At 65.6% G+C, this 19,127-nt stretch carries 18 protein-coding genes; 14 read left to right on the top strand and 4 right to left on the bottom strand.

Going from position 1 to position 19,127, the window contains the following annotated elements:
- Positions 1–45: 45 nt before the first annotated feature.
- The 4 genes from WG908_RS06750 to argC all read left to right on the top strand — a co-directional run bounded on the left by WG908_RS06750 (position 46) and on the right by argC (position 3,719).
- Complete coding sequence (locus tag WG908_RS06750; RefSeq protein ID WP_340185811.1) at positions 46–1,440, top strand: leucyl aminopeptidase family protein; 1,395 nt, start codon at positions 46–48, stop codon at positions 1,438–1,440.
- 62 nt (positions 1,441–1,502) lie between these two features.
- Positions 1,503–1,910 (top strand): MarR family transcriptional regulator, encoded by a 408-nt coding sequence (locus WG908_RS06745; protein WP_340186055.1) that lies wholly within the window; start codon positions 1,503–1,505, stop codon positions 1,908–1,910.
- Positions 1,870–2,778: a C40 family peptidase gene (locus tag WG908_RS06740; protein WP_340185810.1), complete on the top strand. Its 909-nt coding sequence runs from the start codon at positions 1,870–1,872 to the stop codon at positions 2,776–2,778. The genes WG908_RS06745 and WG908_RS06740 overlap by 41 nt, the downstream gene beginning before the upstream one ends.
- Positions 2,775–3,719 (top strand): N-acetyl-gamma-glutamyl-phosphate reductase, encoded by a 945-nt coding sequence (gene argC / locus WG908_RS06735; protein ID WP_340185809.1) that lies wholly within the window; start codon positions 2,775–2,777, stop codon positions 3,717–3,719. The genes WG908_RS06740 and argC overlap by 4 nt, the downstream gene beginning before the upstream one ends.
- On the opposite strand, the gene WG908_RS06730 is transcribed toward argC, so the two are convergent.
- On the bottom strand, positions 3,716–3,925 hold the full coding sequence (locus WG908_RS06730; RefSeq protein ID WP_340185808.1) for a hypothetical protein: 210 nt from the start codon (positions 3,923–3,925) through the stop codon (positions 3,716–3,718). The two genes, argC and WG908_RS06730, sit on opposite strands and share 4 nt — an antisense overlap.
- Before the next feature lie 222 nt (positions 3,926–4,147).
- Between WG908_RS06730 and WG908_RS06725 the strand changes: the two genes are divergently transcribed.
- On the top strand, positions 4,148–4,342 hold the full coding sequence (locus tag WG908_RS06725) for a hypothetical protein (protein WP_340185807.1): 195 nt from the start codon (positions 4,148–4,150) through the stop codon (positions 4,340–4,342).
- A 46-nt stretch (positions 4,343–4,388) separates the two neighbouring features.
- The gene (locus tag WG908_RS06720) at positions 4,389–5,714 is read left to right on the top strand and encodes a PQQ-dependent sugar dehydrogenase (RefSeq protein ID WP_340185806.1); all 1,326 of its coding nucleotides are present in this window, start codon (positions 4,389–4,391) and stop codon (positions 5,712–5,714) included.
- 40 nt (positions 5,715–5,754) lie between these two features.
- Here the strand turns inward: WG908_RS06720 and WG908_RS06715 are convergent, their stop codons facing one another.
- The gene (locus WG908_RS06715; protein ID WP_340185805.1) at positions 5,755–6,633 is read right to left on the bottom strand and encodes a 3-hydroxyacyl-CoA dehydrogenase NAD-binding domain-containing protein; all 879 of its coding nucleotides are present in this window, start codon (positions 6,631–6,633) and stop codon (positions 5,755–5,757) included.
- Between the two features lie 206 nt (positions 6,634–6,839).
- Here WG908_RS06715 and WG908_RS06710 point away from each other — a divergent pair, with 206 nt between their 5' ends.
- The 6 genes from WG908_RS06710 to pal all read left to right on the top strand — a co-directional run bounded on the left by WG908_RS06710 (position 6,840) and on the right by pal (position 11,368).
- On the top strand, positions 6,840–7,307 hold the full coding sequence (locus tag WG908_RS06710; RefSeq protein ID WP_340186054.1) for a YbgC/FadM family acyl-CoA thioesterase: 468 nt from the start codon (positions 6,840–6,842) through the stop codon (positions 7,305–7,307).
- On the top strand, positions 7,304–8,011 hold the full coding sequence (gene tolQ, locus WG908_RS06705) for a protein TolQ (protein WP_340185804.1): 708 nt from the start codon (positions 7,304–7,306) through the stop codon (positions 8,009–8,011). Before WG908_RS06710 ends, tolQ begins: the two co-directional genes overlap by 4 nt.
- Positions 8,011–8,490, top strand: coding sequence for a protein TolR (tolR, locus tag WG908_RS06700; RefSeq protein ID WP_340185803.1), 480 nt, complete (start codon positions 8,011–8,013; stop codon positions 8,488–8,490). Before tolQ ends, tolR begins: the two co-directional genes overlap by 1 nt.
- Before the next feature lie 21 nt (positions 8,491–8,511).
- Positions 8,512–9,420, top strand: coding sequence for a cell envelope integrity protein TolA (gene tolA / locus WG908_RS06695; RefSeq protein ID WP_340185802.1), 909 nt, complete (start codon positions 8,512–8,514; stop codon positions 9,418–9,420).
- Positions 9,421–9,431: 11 nt separating this feature from the next.
- Positions 9,432–10,751 (top strand): Tol-Pal system beta propeller repeat protein TolB, encoded by a 1,320-nt coding sequence (gene tolB / locus WG908_RS06690; RefSeq protein WP_340186053.1) that lies wholly within the window; start codon positions 9,432–9,434, stop codon positions 10,749–10,751.
- Between the two features lie 110 nt (positions 10,752–10,861).
- Positions 10,862–11,368 (top strand): peptidoglycan-associated lipoprotein Pal, encoded by a 507-nt coding sequence (gene pal / locus WG908_RS06685; protein WP_340185801.1) that lies wholly within the window; start codon positions 10,862–10,864, stop codon positions 11,366–11,368.
- A gap of 111 nt (positions 11,369–11,479) precedes the next feature.
- Here pal and WG908_RS06680 read toward each other — a convergent pair whose 3' ends face one another.
- Complete coding sequence (locus WG908_RS06680; RefSeq protein WP_340185800.1) at positions 11,480–11,782, bottom strand: hypothetical protein; 303 nt, start codon at positions 11,780–11,782, stop codon at positions 11,480–11,482.
- 24 nt (positions 11,783–11,806) lie between these two features.
- Complete coding sequence (locus tag WG908_RS06675; protein WP_340185799.1) at positions 11,807–14,662, bottom strand: M16 family metallopeptidase; 2,856 nt, start codon at positions 14,660–14,662, stop codon at positions 11,807–11,809.
- A 168-nt stretch (positions 14,663–14,830) separates the two neighbouring features.
- Here WG908_RS06675 and WG908_RS06670 point away from each other — a divergent pair, with 168 nt between their 5' ends.
- Together WG908_RS06670 and clpB are read left to right on the top strand one after the other, a co-directional pair.
- Positions 14,831–16,399: a M28 family peptidase gene (locus tag WG908_RS06670; RefSeq protein ID WP_340185798.1), complete on the top strand. Its 1,569-nt coding sequence runs from the start codon at positions 14,831–14,833 to the stop codon at positions 16,397–16,399.
- A gap of 145 nt (positions 16,400–16,544) precedes the next feature.
- The gene (gene clpB, locus WG908_RS06665) at positions 16,545–19,124 is read left to right on the top strand and encodes an ATP-dependent chaperone ClpB (protein ID WP_340185797.1); all 2,580 of its coding nucleotides are present in this window, start codon (positions 16,545–16,547) and stop codon (positions 19,122–19,124) included.
- Positions 19,125–19,127 lie beyond the last annotated feature (3 nt).

Here is a 19,127-nt window from a genome sequence, read left to right as displayed (position 1 = left end):
AATTGCGCGTTCCCTCGGTTCGCCCTTTTATCTAAAGCGCGGGGGATGATCGATTATGCCGCGCTCCTGCGACCCGACTCCGGCCAGCCGGCCACCAACATCCATCTGGTCGACGTGGCCGGACTGGACGGCTGGATCGCGGGCCAGCCCGAACGGGTGCGCACCACCGTCAGCGCACAGCGTTTCACCGGCAAGCCGGCGGAATATGCGATCCTGCCGGGCGACGGCGCGTCGGACTGGTCGGTGGTGGCGGGCGTGCGGAACGCCGAAGCGCCCGGTTGCTGGTGCCTAGCGCGGCTGGCGGAAGTCCTGCCCGAGGGCAGTTACCGCATGGCGGGAGGGACGCCCGGCGCAAGCGGCCTTGGCTGGTTGATCGGCCAATATCGGTTCGACCGCTATCGCAAGGGCGACGAGAATCAGGGTCCGCGCGTGCTGTTGACCAACGATGTCGCGCGGATCGACGCGACCGTTCGGCTGGCCGAGGCGACCGCGATGGTCCGCGACATGGTCAACACCCCCGCCGCCGACATGGGACCGCCCGACCTGGAAGGCGTTGCACGCGACCTGGGCCGGCGCTTCGGCGCGCAGGTGACCGTTACGCGCGGGGACGATCTGGCGACGGGCTATCCGATGATCCATGCCGTGGGCAGAGCGGCCGACCGGCATTTCGCGCCCCGCCTGATCGAACTGCTATGGGGCGATCCCGCTCATCCGCGCATCGCGATCGTCGGCAAGGGGATATGCTTCGACAGCGGCGGGCTGGACATCAAGCCGTCGAGCGCCATGCGTCTGATGAAGAAGGACATGGGCGGCGCGGCGCACGCACTGGCGCTCGCGCGACTGGTCATGGGGGCGAATCTGCCCGTGCGGCTCCACCTGCTGGTGCCTGCGGCGGAAAATGCGATCGGCGCCAACGCGTTTCGACCCGGCGACATTCTTGCCAGCCGCAAGGGCATCAGCGTCGAAATCGGCAATACCGATGCGGAGGGGCGGCTGGTGCTGGGCGATGCGCTGACCCGTGCGGGAGAGGAGCAGCCCGAAGTCATACTGGATTTCGCGACGCTGACAGGCGCGGCGCGCGTGGCGCTGGGGCCGGACCTGCCGGCGCTGTTCACCAATGGCGACAGGATGGCCGACGGCATCGCACAGGCGGCGACCGCCATCGACGATCCGGTCTGGCGGCTGCCGCTATGGGACGGTTATGCCGAAATGATTAAATCGGATGTCGCGGACATCAACAATGCCGGCGAGGGCGGATTCGCCGGTGCGATCACAGCAGCGCTGTTCCTGCGCCGCTTCGTTCCCGATGACGTCGACTGGGCGCATTTCGATACGTTCGCATGGCGCGCATCGGCGCGGCCGGGGCGCCCCAAGGGCGGCGACGCGCTTGGCCTGCGCGCTGCCTTTGCCTGGCTGCAAGGGCGATATCTGCGGGAATGACGCTAATTTACCGCCGGTCGACCCGTTACGCAACCGGATAGGTCATCGTGCGTTACCCCGCAATGACCGCCCAAATCGCCACCGACCAGAAGATACAGCCGCAACGGCGCGGGCTTCAAACGCTAACCCAATGGATGATGACGCTGGTCGACTATGTCCGATCGGGAAAGCCCGATCTGACCAACCGGCAGATGGCGCTGATGATGACGGTCTATATCGACGCCGGACCCCATACCGTGCGGGGCCTGGCCGAAGCGCTGAACGTATCCAAGCCGGTGATAACGCGCGCACTTAACAAATTGTCCGCGCTGGGCTATCTGCGCCGAGAGCGGGATGCGACGGACCGTCGTAATATTTTCGTCGCTCGGACGCCGAAAGGGGCGGAATTTCTTGACGGATTTCATGATTTCATCGCAGGAGCCGGCCGCGATGGAAGTAACGGACACAGCCGCGCGGATCGCACCGCCTGAACGGACCCGCTTCAAGCTGGACGGCCGATCGGCCGTGCTCGACACCCGAATTCACGCGATCCGCGGCGATCTTGCCGATGTATCGCTCGCCGGTATACTCTTTTCGGCCCATTATGCGCGCGCGATCGAACTGACCTGCGTTGTCGCCGGCGCGCCGGTTCTTTCCTGCCCGCATGCCGCGGCAACGGCGACCAGCGAATTGCTGCGCGGCGAATCATTCCATGCGCTGGACGTCACGACGCAGTGGGTATGGGGCTTTTGCGGCCATGACGGCTATGTCGGCTATGTCCGTCGCGACGCACTCGACAAGCAGGAGATGCGCGAGTGGCGCGTCATCGCCCGTTCGGCGCCGATATTCAGCGCCGCCGACATCAAGTCGTCGATCGTCGACCACTGGCCCGCGGGCGCGGCTTTCGATGGTGAGGCGGAGGGCGATTTCGTCGCCTGTGCCGAAGGGTTCGTCCACATTCGCCATGTCCGGCCCGATGCGGACCATGACCGCGATTGGGTGGCGGTCGCGCAGGATTATCTGGGCCAACCCTATGTCTGGGGCGGGCGCGGTCATCATGGCGTCGATTGTTCGGGTCTGGTGCAGGTCGCGCTGGCGCGGTGCGGCATTTCAGCGCCGCGCGACACCGACATGCAGCGCGAAGCCATTGGCGAGCCGCTGGGCGACGATGCCGCGCTGGAGCGTGGCGACTTCATTTTCTTTCCCGGCCATGTCGGCATGATGGTGGACGACAGGCGGATGCTGCACGCCAACGCCTTCTGGATGACGACGGTGATCGAGCCGCTGGCCGACGTGATCGCGCGGCTGGCGCCCGATCATCCGCAGCCCGTGGTCGCGCGGCGCAGGATCAGGTCATGACCACCTGCGTCTTCATCGACGGCGCGGTCGGCACCACCGGACTGGAAATCGCCGATCGGCTGGCGGGCCACCGGGACCTGAGCTTCATCACCCTGAGCGACGAACAGCGCAAGGATGCGGCCGCGCGCCGCGCCGCGCTCAATGACGCCGATATCGTCATCCTGTGCCTGCCCGACGACGCCGCGCGCGAGGCGGTGGCGCTGATCGACAATGACCGGACCAAGGTCATCGACGCATCGTCGGCGCATCGTGTCGCCGATGGGTGGACCTATGGCTTTCCCGAACTGGAACCGGGACAGCGCGACCGGGTGGCGCGCGCGCGCTTCGTGGCCAATCCCGGTTGCTGGCCGACCGGCTTTCTGGCGCTTGTCCGCCCGCTGGTGCTGGCCGGCCTGATCCCCGCCGACTGGCCGGTGACGGTATCGGGCGCATCGGGCTATTCGGGCGGCGGCAAGAGCATGATCGCGGAATATGAAGCGCAAAGCGCCGCGCCGACCGGCTTTCGCGCCTATGGGCTGGGCCTGGCGCACAAGCATATCCCTGAGATGACGCGCTATTCGGGGTTGGCCCATCCGCCATTGTTCGCGCCCGCCGTCGCCCATGCCTATCGCGGCATGATCGTGGAGGTGCCGCTGCAGCTGCGCGCGATGCCGGGTGCGCCGTCGCCGGCCGATATCCATGCCGCGCTGGCCGCCGCCTATGCCGGGTCGAACATCGTGTCGGTCGCCACGCTGGAAGACAGCCGGGCGATGAGCCAGGTCGAGATCGAGCGGGTGGGCGCGACCGACCGGCTGGAGCTGTTCATGTTCGGCAATGCCGAGACCGGCCAGGCGCTGCTGGTCGCGGCGCTCGACAATCTGGGCAAGGGCGCGGCGGGCGCGGCGGTGCAGAACCTCAATATCCTTGCCGGCCTGCCCGAAACCGAAGGCCTGCGGCTTTAGTGAACGGTGCCGAGCGGCTGGTCATATGCCAGCAGCACGATCAGCCGCTCGATCTGGCGCCAGTGGCAAAAATGAACGTGATTGCCAAGATCCCGGCTTCGGTCCGCGCGGGCCGCGGCTTCGTAGCCCGCATTTTCGCCAAAGCGGCTGATCAGTTCAGCCGCATCCTCATAGCTTTGGCGGCTCGACAGAAATGGAAGTTGCATGAGTCCCCCGACCTTAGGGCGCGCCGTTCGCCGGCGTCGCATGTGGGTTTACCGCCGCAATGCGCATGCCAGTTCAGCCGCGCGACGCTCCGCTGCGGCTTGCGAGGGTGAATGGCACATTAGCCATTTCCCAGGTCGGGACGATCATCCCGCTTTGGCACGATACGTCCCCTTTCGGGCCGGGACTGGCGCCGCCGGGCAGAGCGTGGCAAGGCGGGACGCATGACGAAGCCAAACAATGGGAATGACAGGAAGCACACCATGGGCGGGGGCGCGCTCATCGCGCTGTCGATCATGGCCGGGACCATCGGCGGCGGCCTTATGGGCCAGCCCAGCGCCGGGCTACTGGCGGGCACGGGAATCGGAACAGCCCTTGCCCTGCTGCTGTATCTTTACGATCGGTCGCGCGGCGCCTGACGGCGCGAGGCTTGATCCGGTCATCGACGGAACCTAAGGTTCGGGCATGAAAAAACACATCATCGCCCTCACCCTGATCGTCCTCGTCCTGTGCGCCGGCGTGATCGTCTATCTGGCAAGAGGCGACACCGCGCGACTGGCCGCGGGACAGGATGTCGGCCGCGAGCCGGTGTTCACCGCGCCGCGCAGCGAGATCATCCCGACGATCAAGGTGGCTGAAGTCGACCGCTGGGCGACCGGCGAAAAGCCCGTCGCGGCGCCGGGGCTGAAGGTCGAGCGCTTCGCCGAGGGGCTGGACCATCCGCGATCGCTGCTGCGCCTGCCCAATGGCGACATATTGGTCGCCGAAACCAACAGCCCGCCTCGTCCCGCCATGGGCATCACCGGACGGGTCATGGCCTATCTGATGAACAAAGCGGGCGCCGGCGGGCCGTCGGCCAACCGCATCACCCTGTTGCGCGACGCCGATGGCAACGGGCGTGCGGAAACGCGCAGCGTACTGTTGAGCGGGCTGCATTCGCCCTATGGCATGGCGCTGGTGGGTGGCACTTTGTACGTCGCCAATACCGATGCGCTGATGGCCTATCCCTACAAGGCGGGCGAGATTCGAATCACCCAGAAGGGTCGCAAGATACTCAAGCTGCCCGCGCAGGCTCCCAACATGCACTGGACCCGCAGCCTGGTCGCCAGCCCGGACGGCAATCTTTTGTATGTGGGTGTCGGATCGAACAGCAATATCGGCGAGAACGGTATGGAGACCGAGGCCAACCGCGCGAACATATTGGAAGTCGACCCGGCAAGCGGGAACTATCGCATCTTTGCCGCCGGCATGCGCAATCCCGTCGGCATGGCGTTCGAGCCGAAAAGCCAGCAGCTTTGGGCCGTGGTCAACGAACGCGACATGCTGGGCGCGGATCTGGTGCCCGACTATCTGACCCGCGTCGAATTTGGCGGATTTTACGGTTGGCCGTGGAATTACTGGGGCGGATATGAGGACCGCCGCGTCCAGCCGCAACGCCCGGAACTGCGCGAATATACCAAACGCCCCGACTATGCGCTGGGCAATCATGTCGCGCCGCTGGGCCTGACCTTCGCCAGCGCGGCCAAATTGGGCAAGCCGTTTGAAAACGGTGCGTTCGTCGGCCTGCACGGCAGCTGGAACCGCAAGCCGGCGGCGGGCTATAAACTGGTGTTCGTGCCCTTCGACGATGCGGGGCAGGCGGGCAAGGCCAAGCCCGTCGATGTCCTGACGGGATTTCTGAGCAAGGAGGGCAAGGCCCATGGCCGCCCCGTCGACGTGACGGCGGACGCGGGCGGCGCGCTGCTGGTCAGCGACGATGTGGGCGGCGTGATCTGGCGGGTGAGCCGCTGAACCTGCCGATCATGCAGGTGCAGCGTTCGGCCCGATTGCGTCAGCGGGTCGGCACCGGCTCCGGCCCCGAATAATCGTAAAAGCCCCTGCCCGTCTTGCGACCGAACCAGCCGGCTTCGACATATTTGACGAGCAGCGGCGCGGGGCGGAATTTGGGATCGCCGGTTGTCGCCTGCAACACCTTGAGTATCTCAAGGCAGGTGTCGAGTCCGACAAAGTCCGCCAGCGTCAGCGGCCCCATCGGATGGTTGAGGCCAAGCTTTATGCCCGTGTCGATATCACGGACATTGGCCACGCCTTCGCCCAGCGCAAACATCGCTTCATTGATCATCGGCAGCAGGATGCGGTTGACCACGAAGCCGGGCGCGTCGAAGGCGTGGACGACCTGCTTGTCGAGCCGCCGGGCGAACCCTTCGACCGCGGACACGGTTTGCGGCGAGGTCGCGAGGCCCCGAATAAGCTCGATCAGCCCCATCACCGGCACCGGATTGAAGAAATGCACGCCGACAAAGCGCCCCGCATCGGGCGCCGCCTGCGCCAGCCGGGTGATCGGGATCGAGGAGGTGTTGGTGGCCAGGATCGCGTCGGCACGAAGCAGCGGCCCCAGATTAGCGAAGATGGCGCGCTTGATTTCCTCGCGTTCGGTCGCCGCCTCGATCACCAGCTGGGCCTCGCCTAGCGGCGACACGTCGCCCACGGCGCGGATGCGCGCCAGCGCCGCATCGACGTCGGCCTGCTCTGCCTTGCCCTTTTCGACCGCCTTCGCCAGCAGGCGCGCGATGCCATCACGCCCTTTTTCCGCGCGGGGCAGATCAATGTCCGACAGGATCACATCATAACCGGCCTGCGCCGCGACCTGAGCGATGCCCGCGCCCATCTGGCCCGCACCGATCACGCCGACCGTGGTGATATCGACCATTGCTTGTCTCCCGTCCTCAATCGATTCTGATCACAACCCGTAGCGCGAAGGACGGGCGGGAGCCAGAGAGGCCGAACCGCGCCGTACAGACCATGAACATATCGGCCGCCTGGCACGGCGAAGCGCACCGCTATGGCGGCGACATGGTGGTGTCGCGGTCATTTCCGCCTTTGCGCGTTCCTCGCATCGTGGTTAAAGATGAAGCCATGCCCGTTACCGACCTGCCCATGCCGGCAACAGGACGCTTCATCGCTTCTGTCCATTATTTTCCGCTGCGCGTTTATTTCGAGGATACCGACCTGTCCGGTCTTGTCTATCACGCCAACTATCTGCGCTATATGGAGCGTGCGCGATCCGACATGCTGCGCGCGGCGGGGATCGACCAGCGCGCCCAGGTCGAAGGCGGCAGGGGCGTCTATGCGATCGCCGACCTGACCATCGCCTACAAGCGGCCGGCCCGGCTGGACGACGATCTGATCGTGCGCAGCCATGTGACCGCCGTGGGCGCCACCACCTGTTCGATTCATCAGTCGGTCATGCGCGGGGACGACATGTTGACCGACGGCGAGGTCACCGCCGCCTGGCTGACGCCAGGGGGCCGGCCGCAGCGGCAGCCCAGGCCCTGGATCACCATTTTCACATCGCTTGCCCAAGGGGAAGACTTCCACCCATGAACCTGCCCATTCCCGCCGTAGGCTTGGCGGCCGAAGCCGCCACCATTTCACCGCTGGCGCTGTTTCTCCAGGCCGACATCGTCGTCAAGGGCGTGATGGCCGGCCTGTTGCTGGCCAGCATCTGGACCTGGGCGATCATCATCGGGTTCAGCTTCACCCTGCGCCGCGCGTCCAGGGACAGCCAGTCGTTCGAACATGACTTCTGGAAGGCCGAGGATATCGACCGTTTCTATGAAGCGCGCGGCAAGGGCGAATTGCCCGCCGCCAAGGTGATGGCCGCCGGCGTTACCGAATGGCGCCGGTCGACCGTGCAGAAATCGGTCGATCGGGACGGCACGCGCGATCGGCTGGCGACGGCGATGAGCAGCGCGATCGCCGGCGAAATCGATCGTCTGTCCGACCGGCTGAACATATTGGCGACGGTGGGGTCGGTGGCGCCCTTCGTCGGCCTGTTCGGTACGGTCTGGGGCATCATGCGCGCCTTCACCGCCATCGCCGCCGAACAGAACAGCTCGCTCGCGGTTGTCGCTCCCGGCATTGCCGAAGCGTTGTTCGCGACCGCCATCGGCCTGTTCGCGGCGATCCCGGCGGTCATCGCCTACAACCGGTTCAGCCATGGCATCAACCGGCTCGAATCGCGCCTGTCGCGCTTTGCCGACGGCTTCTATGCGACGCTGAGCCGGGAACTGGAGGCGCAGCGCTGATGTCGATGTCGGGCCCTCCCTCCGGCCGCCGGGGTCGCGGACGCGCGCCGATGGCCGACATCAACGTGACGCCACTGGTCGACGTCATGCTGGTGCTGCTGATCATCTTCATGGTCACCGCGCCCCTGCTGGTGACGGGGGTGCCGGTCAACCTGCCCGAAACGCGCGCCAAGGGACTGGATGCGGATCAGAAGCCTACCGTCATCTCGATCGACCGCGACGGCGCGATCTTCATCGACGACACGGAGGTCGGCGAGGCCGACCTTGCCGGCCAGCTGGCCCAAATCCAGTCGGCCAATGCCGGCCAGCCCGACCCGCCCCAGATATTCCTGCGCGCCGACACCGCGCTCGATTATGGCCGGGTGATGCGGGTGATGGGCGAACTCAATCGCGCCGGGCTCAACAAGGTCGCCCTGGTCAGCACCGGGGCGGAAGACGGGGTGCCCGCCAGCGCCGGCGTCAGCGCCGGTTCACAATAGCGCCCATAGGTTTCGTCACGCATGGAGCGCTCGGAAAAGATCGGTTTGGGAATTGCGACGGCGGGGCATGTCCTGCTGTTCGGCCTGCTTTCGGCCGGATTCCTGTCGACCCCCAACCCGCTGAAGCTCAATTCGCCACCGATGGACGTCAGCCTGGTCGACGAGGTCGCGCTCAAATCGACCGCGCCGAAAATCTCGACCGAGCCGCCGCCGCCCAGCGAGGCGCCCGAAGCGGGGCCAACCGAGGATGCCGCGCCAGCGCCGGTGCCCGAACCTGTCCCGGAGCCGGCGCCGACCCCGGCCCCGCCTCCGCCCAAGGCCGCTCCGCCGAAAAAGGACGTGCCCAAGGCCAAGCCAAAGCCGCCCGCGCCGGCTAAACCCGCCCCCGCGCCCAAGGCCAAGGCCAAGCCCGCCCCAGCCGCTGCCAAGCCGGCGGCCAAACCGGCAAGGGCCAAGCCCAAGGCCGATGCACCGGCAAAGGCGGCGGGCGAGGGCAAGGCGGACAAGCCCAGGGGATCATTGCTGGGAAAAGATTTCCTCAAAGGCATCGACACCGAAACGCCCACCCGCGCCCCCCGCCCCGCCGCGCCGCCGGCGGCCGTCATGGGGCCAGCGCAGAAATCCGCGCTGGACGCTGAAATCCGGCGGCAGTTGAAGCCGCATTGGCGCCCCCCTTCGGGCGCGGACGCCGATCGGCTGGTGACGCTGCTGGAAGTGCGGCTCGACAGGAACGGGCGCGTGATCGGCACGCCCGAGGTGATCGACCAGACCGGCGTAACGGCAAGCAATCGACCGCAGGCGCAACTTCATGCCGAACGTGCTATCCAGGCGGTGAAGCTCGCTTCCCCCTTCAGCGGACTGCCGGACGAATTTTACGAACAATGGAAATGGCTCCGGCCACTCCGCTTTGACGCGAGGCTTACACGATGAACAGCAAGACCATGCGACATCTGATGGCGATGACGGCCGCATTGCTGGCGCTGGCCGCGCCGCCGGCGCTGGCGCAGCTTTCGGTCGACGTGACCGGGGAAATCGACAGCAGCCTCAAGCTCGCCGTCCCCGCGATGCCCGCGCAGCAGGACGTGGCGACGCCAGCGGGCACCGCTAGCGAACTTGGCCGCAAGATCGCCGAGGTGATTTCGTCCGATCTCAAAGGATCCGGGCTGTTCGAACCTTCGGGGCCGGCCGGGCTGCCCGCGGTCGCGATGCCGGAAGTGACTTTCCCCCAGTTCGACAAATGGGGCGCGTTTCAGGCGCTGGTCCAGGGTTTCGTTCGGACCACCGGCGGCGAGGCGGACATCACCGTGGGCTGTTACCTGTATGATGTGGCGCTGAAATCGGAACTGACCCGCCAAGGCTATGTCGTGGCTCCACGCGACTGGCGGCGCGCCGCGCATAAATGCGCCGACGCCATCTATGCCCGCCTGTCGGGCGAAAGCCCCTTCTTCGACAGCCGCATCGCCTATATCGCCGAGAGCGGCCCCAAGGGGAACCGCGTCAAGCGGCTGGCGATCATGGATTCGGACGGAGCCAACCACCGCTTCATCACCAACGGCCAGTCGCTCGCGCTGACGCCGCGCTTTTCGCCCGATTATGGCTCCATCGTCTATGTAAGCTATCTCAACAATCGCGTGCGCATCTATGTCTATAATATCGGGACGGGAACGCAGCGGCTGGTGACCGAAAGCAGCAATGCGACCTTTGCGCCGCGCTGGTCGCCCGATGGCCGCTTCATCCTGTTTTCGATGGCGGTGTCGGGCAATACCGACATCTATCGCGTGTCGGCGCAGGGCGGCACCCCGGTGCGCCTGACCCAGTCGCCCGGCATCGACGTCGGGGGCAGCTATTCGCCGGACGGCACAAGGATCGTGTTCGAAAGCGACCGGTCCGGCGGGCAGCAGCTCTATGTGATGAACGCCGACGGGTCGAACCAGCAACGGATCAGCCATGGCGGCGGACGCTATGCCACGCCGGAATGGAGCCCGCGCGGCGACCTGATCGCGTTCACCAAGATTGCGGGCGATTTCAAGATCGCGGTGATGACGCCGGGCGGCGAAAACGAACGCATCCTGACCAATGGCTGGCAGGACGAACAGCCCAGTTGGTCGCCCAACGGCCGCGTCCTCCAGTTCTTCCGCACATCGCCGGGCCGGCAGGGATCGAGCCAGGTGTGGCAGGTCGACCTGACCGGCGTGAACGAACGGCGGATTCCAACGCCGCTGAGCGGTTCCGACCCGGCCTGGGGACCGCTGTTGCCGTGACTTTTCTTTACACCGCGGGAACCCAATCATCTTGACAGCGTAACGATCTTGTCGAAGCATCGCGGATCTTAGTTTCGCGGGCGGCACGAACGGAAATCAAGGAGACTCTCATGACCATTTCCCGTCCCTTATTGATGGCCGCCGCCATCATAGCGCTGTCCGCGTGCGCCAAGAAGCCGCCGGCCGACCTGCCCCCGGCCCCCGGCGCCGAACCGACGCCGCCCGCAGCGTCGGCTCCCGGCGGCCCGGTCAAGGGCAGCCAGGAAGACTTCATCGCTTCGGTTGCATCCGACCGCATCTTCTTCGACACCGACAAATATGACGTCGATGCGCAGGATCAGGCCACGTTGCAGAGCCAGGCCGCCTGGTTGCAGCAGAACCCGTCTGTTCGCGTCACGATCGAAGGCCATGCCGACGAACGCGGGACGCGCGACTATAATATCGCGCTCGGCGAGCGCCGCGCCAATTCGGCGAAAAACTATCTCGCCTCGCTCGGCATCGATTCAGGCCGGATCACAACGGTGAGCTATGGCAAGGAGCGTCCGGCTTCGCTAGGGTCGGACGAAGCCGCCTGGGCACAAAATCGCCGCGCCGTAACTGTCACCGTGCAATATTAAAAGCCGTCGGGTCGCACCGTAGGTCAAAAGGAGGCCCGCCGGTCGCGAGACCGGCGGGCTTTCCTCTGCACGGCGTGATCGCGCGTTCACGCGATCACCAGGCATGGAATGCTACGTCCGCCGCTTTCCGGTGATCGCCGCCGCGCCGAACGCGCCCAGTTGCAGCGTGCCGGTGAGCGTGTCGCCGCTCACCTGCGCTTCGCAGTCGATCGTCATCGGCATGGGAAAGGTCATTTCCATCTTCCAGCGCAGCTTGTCGCCTTCCACCACGCCGTCCTTTACGTCCATCGACCCCAGGGAGCCGGCGATCGTGCCATGGAACCGGTCGCCATTGCTGATCACCGTGAACACGCCGGACTGGTCGCCCATCGGCGTCTTGGTCACGCAATCATAGGCGCCATCTACATTCGCCATAATCTGTTCTCCCTGCAAAAATCGTCAGTCAGCCAATGTGCCAGTTTCGACCGGCAGGCCGACCGCGTCAAGTTGCGGACGAACCAGCTTTGCATCGCCCACAACCACCCAGACCAGCCTGTCGGCGTCGATCGCCTCGCGCGCGGCCTTGTCGAAGTCAGCGGCCGTCATGGCCCGGTAGATGCCGGGCAGCCGGGCGTAATAATCGTCGGGGCGGCCCAGCAGGTCATTGCGCATCATCGCGGTCAGCAGGTCCGACGATGTTTCGAAGCTGCCGGGCAGCGACAGGATCTGGCTGTTGATCGTCTGGTTGCGCTCCGCCTCGCTCGTCCCCTTGGTCGTCAGGAAATCCCTTATATCCTGCCGCGCGGCGATGATCGATTCCCCTGTTTTGTCGGTCTGAACCGGGGCATAGACGAGCAGCGGGATCGTTTCCTTGACCCCCGACAGGGTGGAGCCGGCATAATAGGCCCAGCCCTTGGTTTCGCGCAGGTTCATGATGAGGCGCGAAGTCGAGCTGCCGCCCAGCACTTCATTGGCGGTGATCAGCGTGACGGGATTGTCGGTGCCGCTCTTGTTGGTGAGCAGCCCGGCCAGGATCATCGACTGCGGGCTTTGCGGCTTGTCGACCAGCACGATCCGTGCCGGGCGGGCCATCCGGTCCATGCGGAACAGCTTGGTTCCCCTGGCGCTCGCGGGCGCGGTCCAGTCGCCGAAGCGCTTTTCGAGCAGCGGCAGCAGGTCGGCCAGGCTGGTGTCGCCGGTGACGAAGATCTTCGCATTGTCGGGCCGGATCCATTTCTGGTGGAAGGCAAGCAGATCGTTTCGCGTCACCGCCTTGACGCCGCTTTCCGTGCCCGATCCGGTGAACGGCAGGCCATAGGGATGCGCCTTGCCATAGAGCAGCGGCGGCAGCAGGCGCTGGGCGATGGGCATAGGTTCGGTCTTTTCGGCGGCAATGCGCGTCAGCAGTTGCCCGCGCAGCCGCTCGACCTCCGCCGGCGCAAAGGCGGGGTTGCGCACAACGTCCGCCAGCAGGTCGAGCGATGCGTCGAGATTGGGCTTCAATGCGAACAGGCCGACCTGGGTGCGGTCCATGCTGCTGCCCGCGCTGATCGCGGCGCCCAACCGTTCCTGTTCCTGTGCGATCCGTACCGAATTGCGGTTCTTCGTGCCCTCATCGAGCAGCGAGGTCATCAGCGCGGCGGTGCCGAGCTTTGCCCGGTCATCGGCTGCATTGCCCGCGTCGAAAGCGACCGCGACGCGCACCGTCGGCACCGTCGCACGGCGCGCGAAAACCACAGGGATGCCGTTTTTCAGCGTGGCATGTTCGACCTTGGGGAATTCAAGATCGGCGACCGGCTCGATCGGCGGCTCGGCTATTTTCGCCGGCGCGGCCGCGGGCGCGGCGGCGGCAGGCTGTTGAAGATCGCGAAAATAGGCGGGGCGATGCGTTGCATTGCCCGCCAGCGCATTGTCCTGCGCCGACCGTTTGCCGGGTTCGACCGTCAGGCGGAAGACCGGGCGTCCCAGCCATTTGCGGGCCGCCGCGCCGACCGATTCCGGTGTCGCGGCGGCGTAGGCGGCCAGATCCCTGGCATATTTGGCGGGATCGTCAGAATAGACCGCGCCTTCGGCAAGCGTCACCGCTTTGCCCGAAAAGCCCCCTACCCGTTCCAGCCCCGAAATCGTGCCGGACAGCTGACGCGTCGCCGCCCGCTGCACTTCGTCGGCGGTCGGCCCGCTGGCGAGATAATCGGCGAGCATCGCATCCAGCCGCTTGCCGACCGCGACCGGATCAGCGCCCGGCTTCACATCGACGGTTATTTCGGCAATGCTCAGCTTTTCAAACGCTTGAATATTGGCGTTCACACCAACGGCGACCTTTTCCTCGCGCACCAGAATGTCGGACAGGCGCGATGAGGACAGACCGCCAAAGATCGACATGGCAAGGTCGAGATCGGCAAGATCAGGTCCATTGACGCCCGGCACCACCCAGTTGCGATAGAGCCGCACGGCAGCGACATTGTCCTTCATCACCTGCGCCACATCGCGGTCGAGCGTCGGCACCGAGGCATCGACGTCGACCGGGGCGGGACCGGCCGGGATCGCGCCGAACCAGCGCTCCACCTTGCCGCGCGCGGTGGCCGCGTCGATATCGCCCGCCAGCACCAGCACGGCATTGTTGGGACCATAATGAGTCTTGAACCAGTTCTGCACGTCGGCGAGGCTGGCGGCATTGAGGTCCGCCATCGAACCGATGGTCGAATGGCGGTAAGGATGCCCCTGCGGCATCAGCGCGGCAAGTTGCGCATGTTCGACGAGGCCATAGGGTTCGTTCTCGCCCATGCGCTTTTCATTCTGGACGACGCCACGCTGCGTATCGAGCTTTGCCTGCGTCACCGCACCCAGCAGATGCCCCATCCGGTCGGCTTCCAGGAACAGTGCCCGGTCGAGCGCCCCGGTCGGCACGGTTTCGAAATAATTGGTGCGGTCGAACCATGTCGTCCCGTTCCAGTCGGTCGCGCCGATATCTTCCAGCCGCCCGAAAAAGGGTCCGTCGGCATTTTCCGACCCATAGAACATCAGATGTTCGAACAGATGGGCAAAGCCGGTCTTGCCCTTGGGTTCATGCCGCGACCCGACATGATACCAGATCGACACGGCGACAACGGGCGCCTTGCGATCGGTATGAACGATGACCCGCAAGCCATTGGCCAGGCGAAATTCTTCATACGGAATGTTGACCGCGGATACGAGGCTGGAAAGCGGGGCGGCAGCGGCGGCCTGCGCCGCCACCGCCTGCGTCACCGGCAGCAGGGCCAGGCAGGACAGGCCGACGGAAAGGGCCACCCGGTGCGAAAGGAAGGAAAGGGCCATCAGGAACCTCGGATGATGTGTGCGGAACGACCGGGCGGCCGGAAGGGGCCGCTGCGGGATGGCGGCAGCATAGCGAGGCGTTTTAGCGACGCAATACGCTTTAGGCTGGACTATGGGCATGCCAGAGATAGGCTGAGCGCATCATAACGTCACAAAGGCATTTCCGTCATGTCGTTGCGCCTGTTCATCGCCGCTCTTGCCCTTGGGCATTCCGCCGCCACCCTGGCCCAGCCTGCGCCGGACGTGTCGGCCGACGCGATCCGGGCCGATATCACATTCCTGTCCGACGACCTGCTGGAAGGCCGCGATGCCGGCAGCCGGGGCTATGATATCGCCGCGCGCTATGTCGCCGCGCGCTTCGCGTCGCTTGGTTTGACCCAGGCCGTTCCCGACAGCTGGTTCCAACCGGTCACCCTGGCGGTCGCCGATCTCGACCCGGCATCGCCCGCCGCGCTCATCATCGGCGGCAAGCGGTTCGACAATGGCGGCGACGTCATCATCACCGCGTCCGGCCGCGAACTGAAACAAGGCATCGAGGCACAGGCGGTCTTCGTGGGCTATGGCCTTCAATCGACCCGACAGAAGATCGACGACTATGCCGGCCTCGACCTCAAGGGCAAGTTCGCGGTCGCGCTGGCGGGCGCGCCGGTCGGCATGCCAAGTGAAATCGGCGCGCATCTCGCATCCGAAAAGATCATGGCGGCGCAAAGGGCCGGCGCGATCGGCCTGATCACCATTCCCGGCACGGCCCAGCTCGTTAGGCGGCCGTGGGAGCGGATGAAGGACGTGTCGGCAGGGCCGGTCGTCAGTTGGGTCGACGCGCAGGGCCAGCCCTATGTCCGCGCGCCCGCCATTCGCGGCGCGGCGACCGCCCATGCCGCCGCCGCCCAAGCGCTGCTCGCCGGGTCCGGCAGGACGCTGGCGGCATTGCGCAAGGAAGCCGACCGGCGAAACGCCCGCCCTCGTGGCTTCGCGCTCAAGCCATTGGTGCGGATCGAGCGGACCAGCACGCTCAGTACAGCCACGAGCAGTAACGTGCTGGCGGTGCTGCCCGGTTCAGACCCGACGCTGGCGGGCGAATATGTGCTGCTGATGGCGCATCTCGACCATGAGGGCATCAAGCAAAGCGCCAAGGGGCCGGACAAGATCTACAATGGCGCAATGGACAATGCATCGGGTGTCGCAACGATGCTGGCGGTGGCCAAGGCCCTGTCGCAGGGCGGCACGGCCCCAAGGCGGCCGATCCTGTTCGCAGCGGTGACGGCCGAGGAGGATGGTCTGATCGGCGCGCATTATCTCGCCCGGCACCCGACCCTGCCCGCCGGGGCCAGGGTGGTGAGCGTGGTCAATCTGGACATGCCGATCCTGACCTATGATTTTTCCGACGTGGTGGCATTCGGTGCGGAACATTCGACGCTGGGGCCGATCGTCGAGCGCGCCGCCAGGGCATCGGGCCTCTCCTGTCGCCCGATCCGCTGCCGGCCGAAGGGCTGTTCACCCGTTCCGACCATTATAGCTTCTGCAGGAGGGGATACCCTCGGTCTTCCTGATGACCGGGTTCGCCGGGCCGGGCAAGGACGCTTTCCAGCTGTTCCTCAAGACCCATTATCATCAGCCTTCGGACCAGATCGACCTGCCGTTCAACTGGAATGCGGCGGCCAGGTTCGCGCAGGTCAATTACCGGATCGCGCGGGAAATCGCCGACGCGGCGGAAACACCGCGCTGGTATGCCGATAATTTCTTTGGCGACATGTTCGCGCCGGGCGCACCCAAGGCGGTCAAGCCATGACCTGACCGGCTCGCGGCGGATGAAAATTCACCGCGCGCCCTTGTGTGACCTTTCGGCAACACTACATCCCACTCACAGTATGAAGGGGATGACATGAACCTCGAGAAATTTACCGACCGCGCCAAGGGCTTCCTGCAATCGGCGCAGACCGTCGCAATTCGCATGAGCCACCAGCGGATTGGCCCGGAGCATCTGTTGAAGGCGCTGCTGGAGGACGAGCAGGGCATGGCGTCGGGCCTGATCAGGGCGGCGGGCGGCGACGCGGCGACGGCGCTGCGCGAAACCGACGCGGCGCTGGCCAAGGTGCCGTCCGTTTCCGGTTCCGGCGCCCAGCAGACGCCCGGCCTGGACAATGATGCCGTGCGCGTGCTCGACAGCGCCGAACAGGTCGCGCAGAAAGCGGGCGACAGCTTCGTCACCGTCGAGCGCCTGCTGCTCGCGCTGACCCTCGCGCCGTCGACGGCGGCGGGCAAGGCGCTGGCAGCGGCGGGCGTGAAGGCCGAGGCGCTCAATACCGCGATCAACAGCCTGCGTGGTGGCCGCACCGCCGACACGGCGGGCGCCGAAGACCGTTATGACGCGCTCAAGAAATTCGCGCGCGACCTGACCGAAGCGGCCAAATCCGGCAAGCTCGATCCCGTCATCGGGCGCGACGAGGAAATCCGCCGCACGATCCAGATCCTGGCCCGGCGTACCAAGAATAACCCCGTCCTGATCGGCGACCCCGGCGTCGGCAAGACCGCGATCGCCGAAGGTCTCGCCTTGCGCATCGCCAATGGCGACGTGCCCGATACGCTGAAAGACCGCACGTTGATGGCGCTCGACATGGGATCGCTGATCGCGGGCGCCAAATATCGCGGCGAATTCGAGGAACGGCTGAAGGGCGTGCTGGACGAGGTGAAGGCGGCCGAGGGCCAGGTCGTGCTGTTCATCGACGAGATGCACACGCTGATCGGCGCGGGCAAATCCGAAGGCGCAATGGATGCGGGCAATTTGCTCAAGCCCGCGCTCGCGCGCGGCGAATTGCACTGCATCGGCGCGACGACGCTCGATGAATATCGCAAATATGTCGAAAAAGACCCGGCGCTCCAGCGGCGGTTCCAGCCGGTATTCGTCGGCGAACCGACCGTCGAGGATACGATTTCGATCCTGCGGGGCCTGAAGGAAAAATATGAGCTGCACCATGGCGTGCGGATCACCGATGGGGCGATCGTCAGCGCGGCGACGCTCAGCAACCGCTACATCACCGACCGTTTCCTGCCCGACAAGGCGATCGACCTGATGGACGAAGCCGCCTCGCGGCTGCGCATGGAGGTAGAGAGCAAGCCGGAGGAGATCGAAAATCTCGACCGGCGGATCATCCAGCTCAAGATCGAGCGCGAGGCGCTGAAGAAGGAAACCGACAAGGCCAGCGCCGACCGGCTGACGACGCTGGAGGAGGACCTGGCCAATCTGGAGGAACAGTCCGCGGCGCTCACCCAGCGCTGGCAGGCGGAAAAGGACAAGATCGCGGGCGAAGCCAAAATCAAGGAGCAACTCGACGCCGCCCGGCTGGAACTGGAACAGGCGCAACGCGCGGGCGACCTGGCGAAGATGAGCGAGCTGTCCTACGGCACCATCCCCGGTCTTGAAAAGCGGCTGGCAGAAGCGGAGACGGCATCGGAAGGCGCGATGCTGCGCGAGGAAGTGACGTCAGAGGATATTGCCGGCATCGTCGCGCGCTGGACCGGGATTCCGGTCGAGCGGATGATGACGGGCGAGCGCGAAAAGCTGTTGGCGATGGAAGCGGAACTGGGCAAGCGCGTCATCGGCCAGTCCGACGCGGTCAAGGCAGTCGCAACCGCCGTGCGCCGCAGCCGGGCCGGCTTGCAGGACCCCAACCGGCCGCTCGGCAGTTTCCTGTTCCTTGGCCCCACGGGCGTGGGCAAGACCGAACTGACCAAGGCGCTGGCCGGGTTCCTGTTCGACGACGAAAGCGCGATGGTGCGCATCGACATGAGCGAGTTCATGGAGAAGCACAGCGTCGCCCGGCTGATCGGCGCGCCGCCCGGCTATGTCGGCTATGAGGAAGGCGGGGTACTGACCGAAGCGGTGCGCCGCCGGCCCTATCAGGTCATCCTGTTCGACGAGGTCGAAAAGGCGCATGGCGACGTGTTCAACGTGCTGCTGCAGGTGCTCGACGACGGTCGCCTGACCGATGGCCAGGGCCGCACGGTCGATTTCACCAATACGATCATCGTGCTGACGTCGAACCTGGGCAGCCAGTATCTGACCGGCCTTGCCGACGGGCAGAAGGTGGACGATGTCGAGCCGCAGGTGATGGAGATGGTCCGCGCCCATTTCCGCCCGGAATTCCTCAACCGGCTGGACGAGATCATCCTGTTCCATCGCCTCGGCGCCGACCACATGGCCCCGATCGTCGATATCCAGGTGTCCCGTGTGCAGAAGCTGCTCAAGGACCGCAAGGTGACGCTGGCGCTCAGCGATGGCGCGCGGGCGTGGCTGGGGCGGGTCGGATATGACCCGGTCTATGGCGCGCGGCCGCTCAAACGGGCGGTTCAGCGCTATCTGCAGGACCCGCTCGCCGACCTCATCCTGCGCGGCGAAGTGCCCGACGGCGCGCGAGTGGAGGTGGAAGATGGCGACGGCGCGCTGGTGCTGAAGGTGAAGTGACGC

Origin of the sequence: Sphingobium anseongense (assembly GCF_037725245.1) — a bacterium.
Taxonomy (GTDB): Bacteria; Pseudomonadota; Alphaproteobacteria; order Sphingomonadales; family Sphingomonadaceae; genus Sphingobium.
Note: the sequence above shows the minus strand (reverse complement) of the source record. Positions and strands in the feature narration are given on the sequence as shown.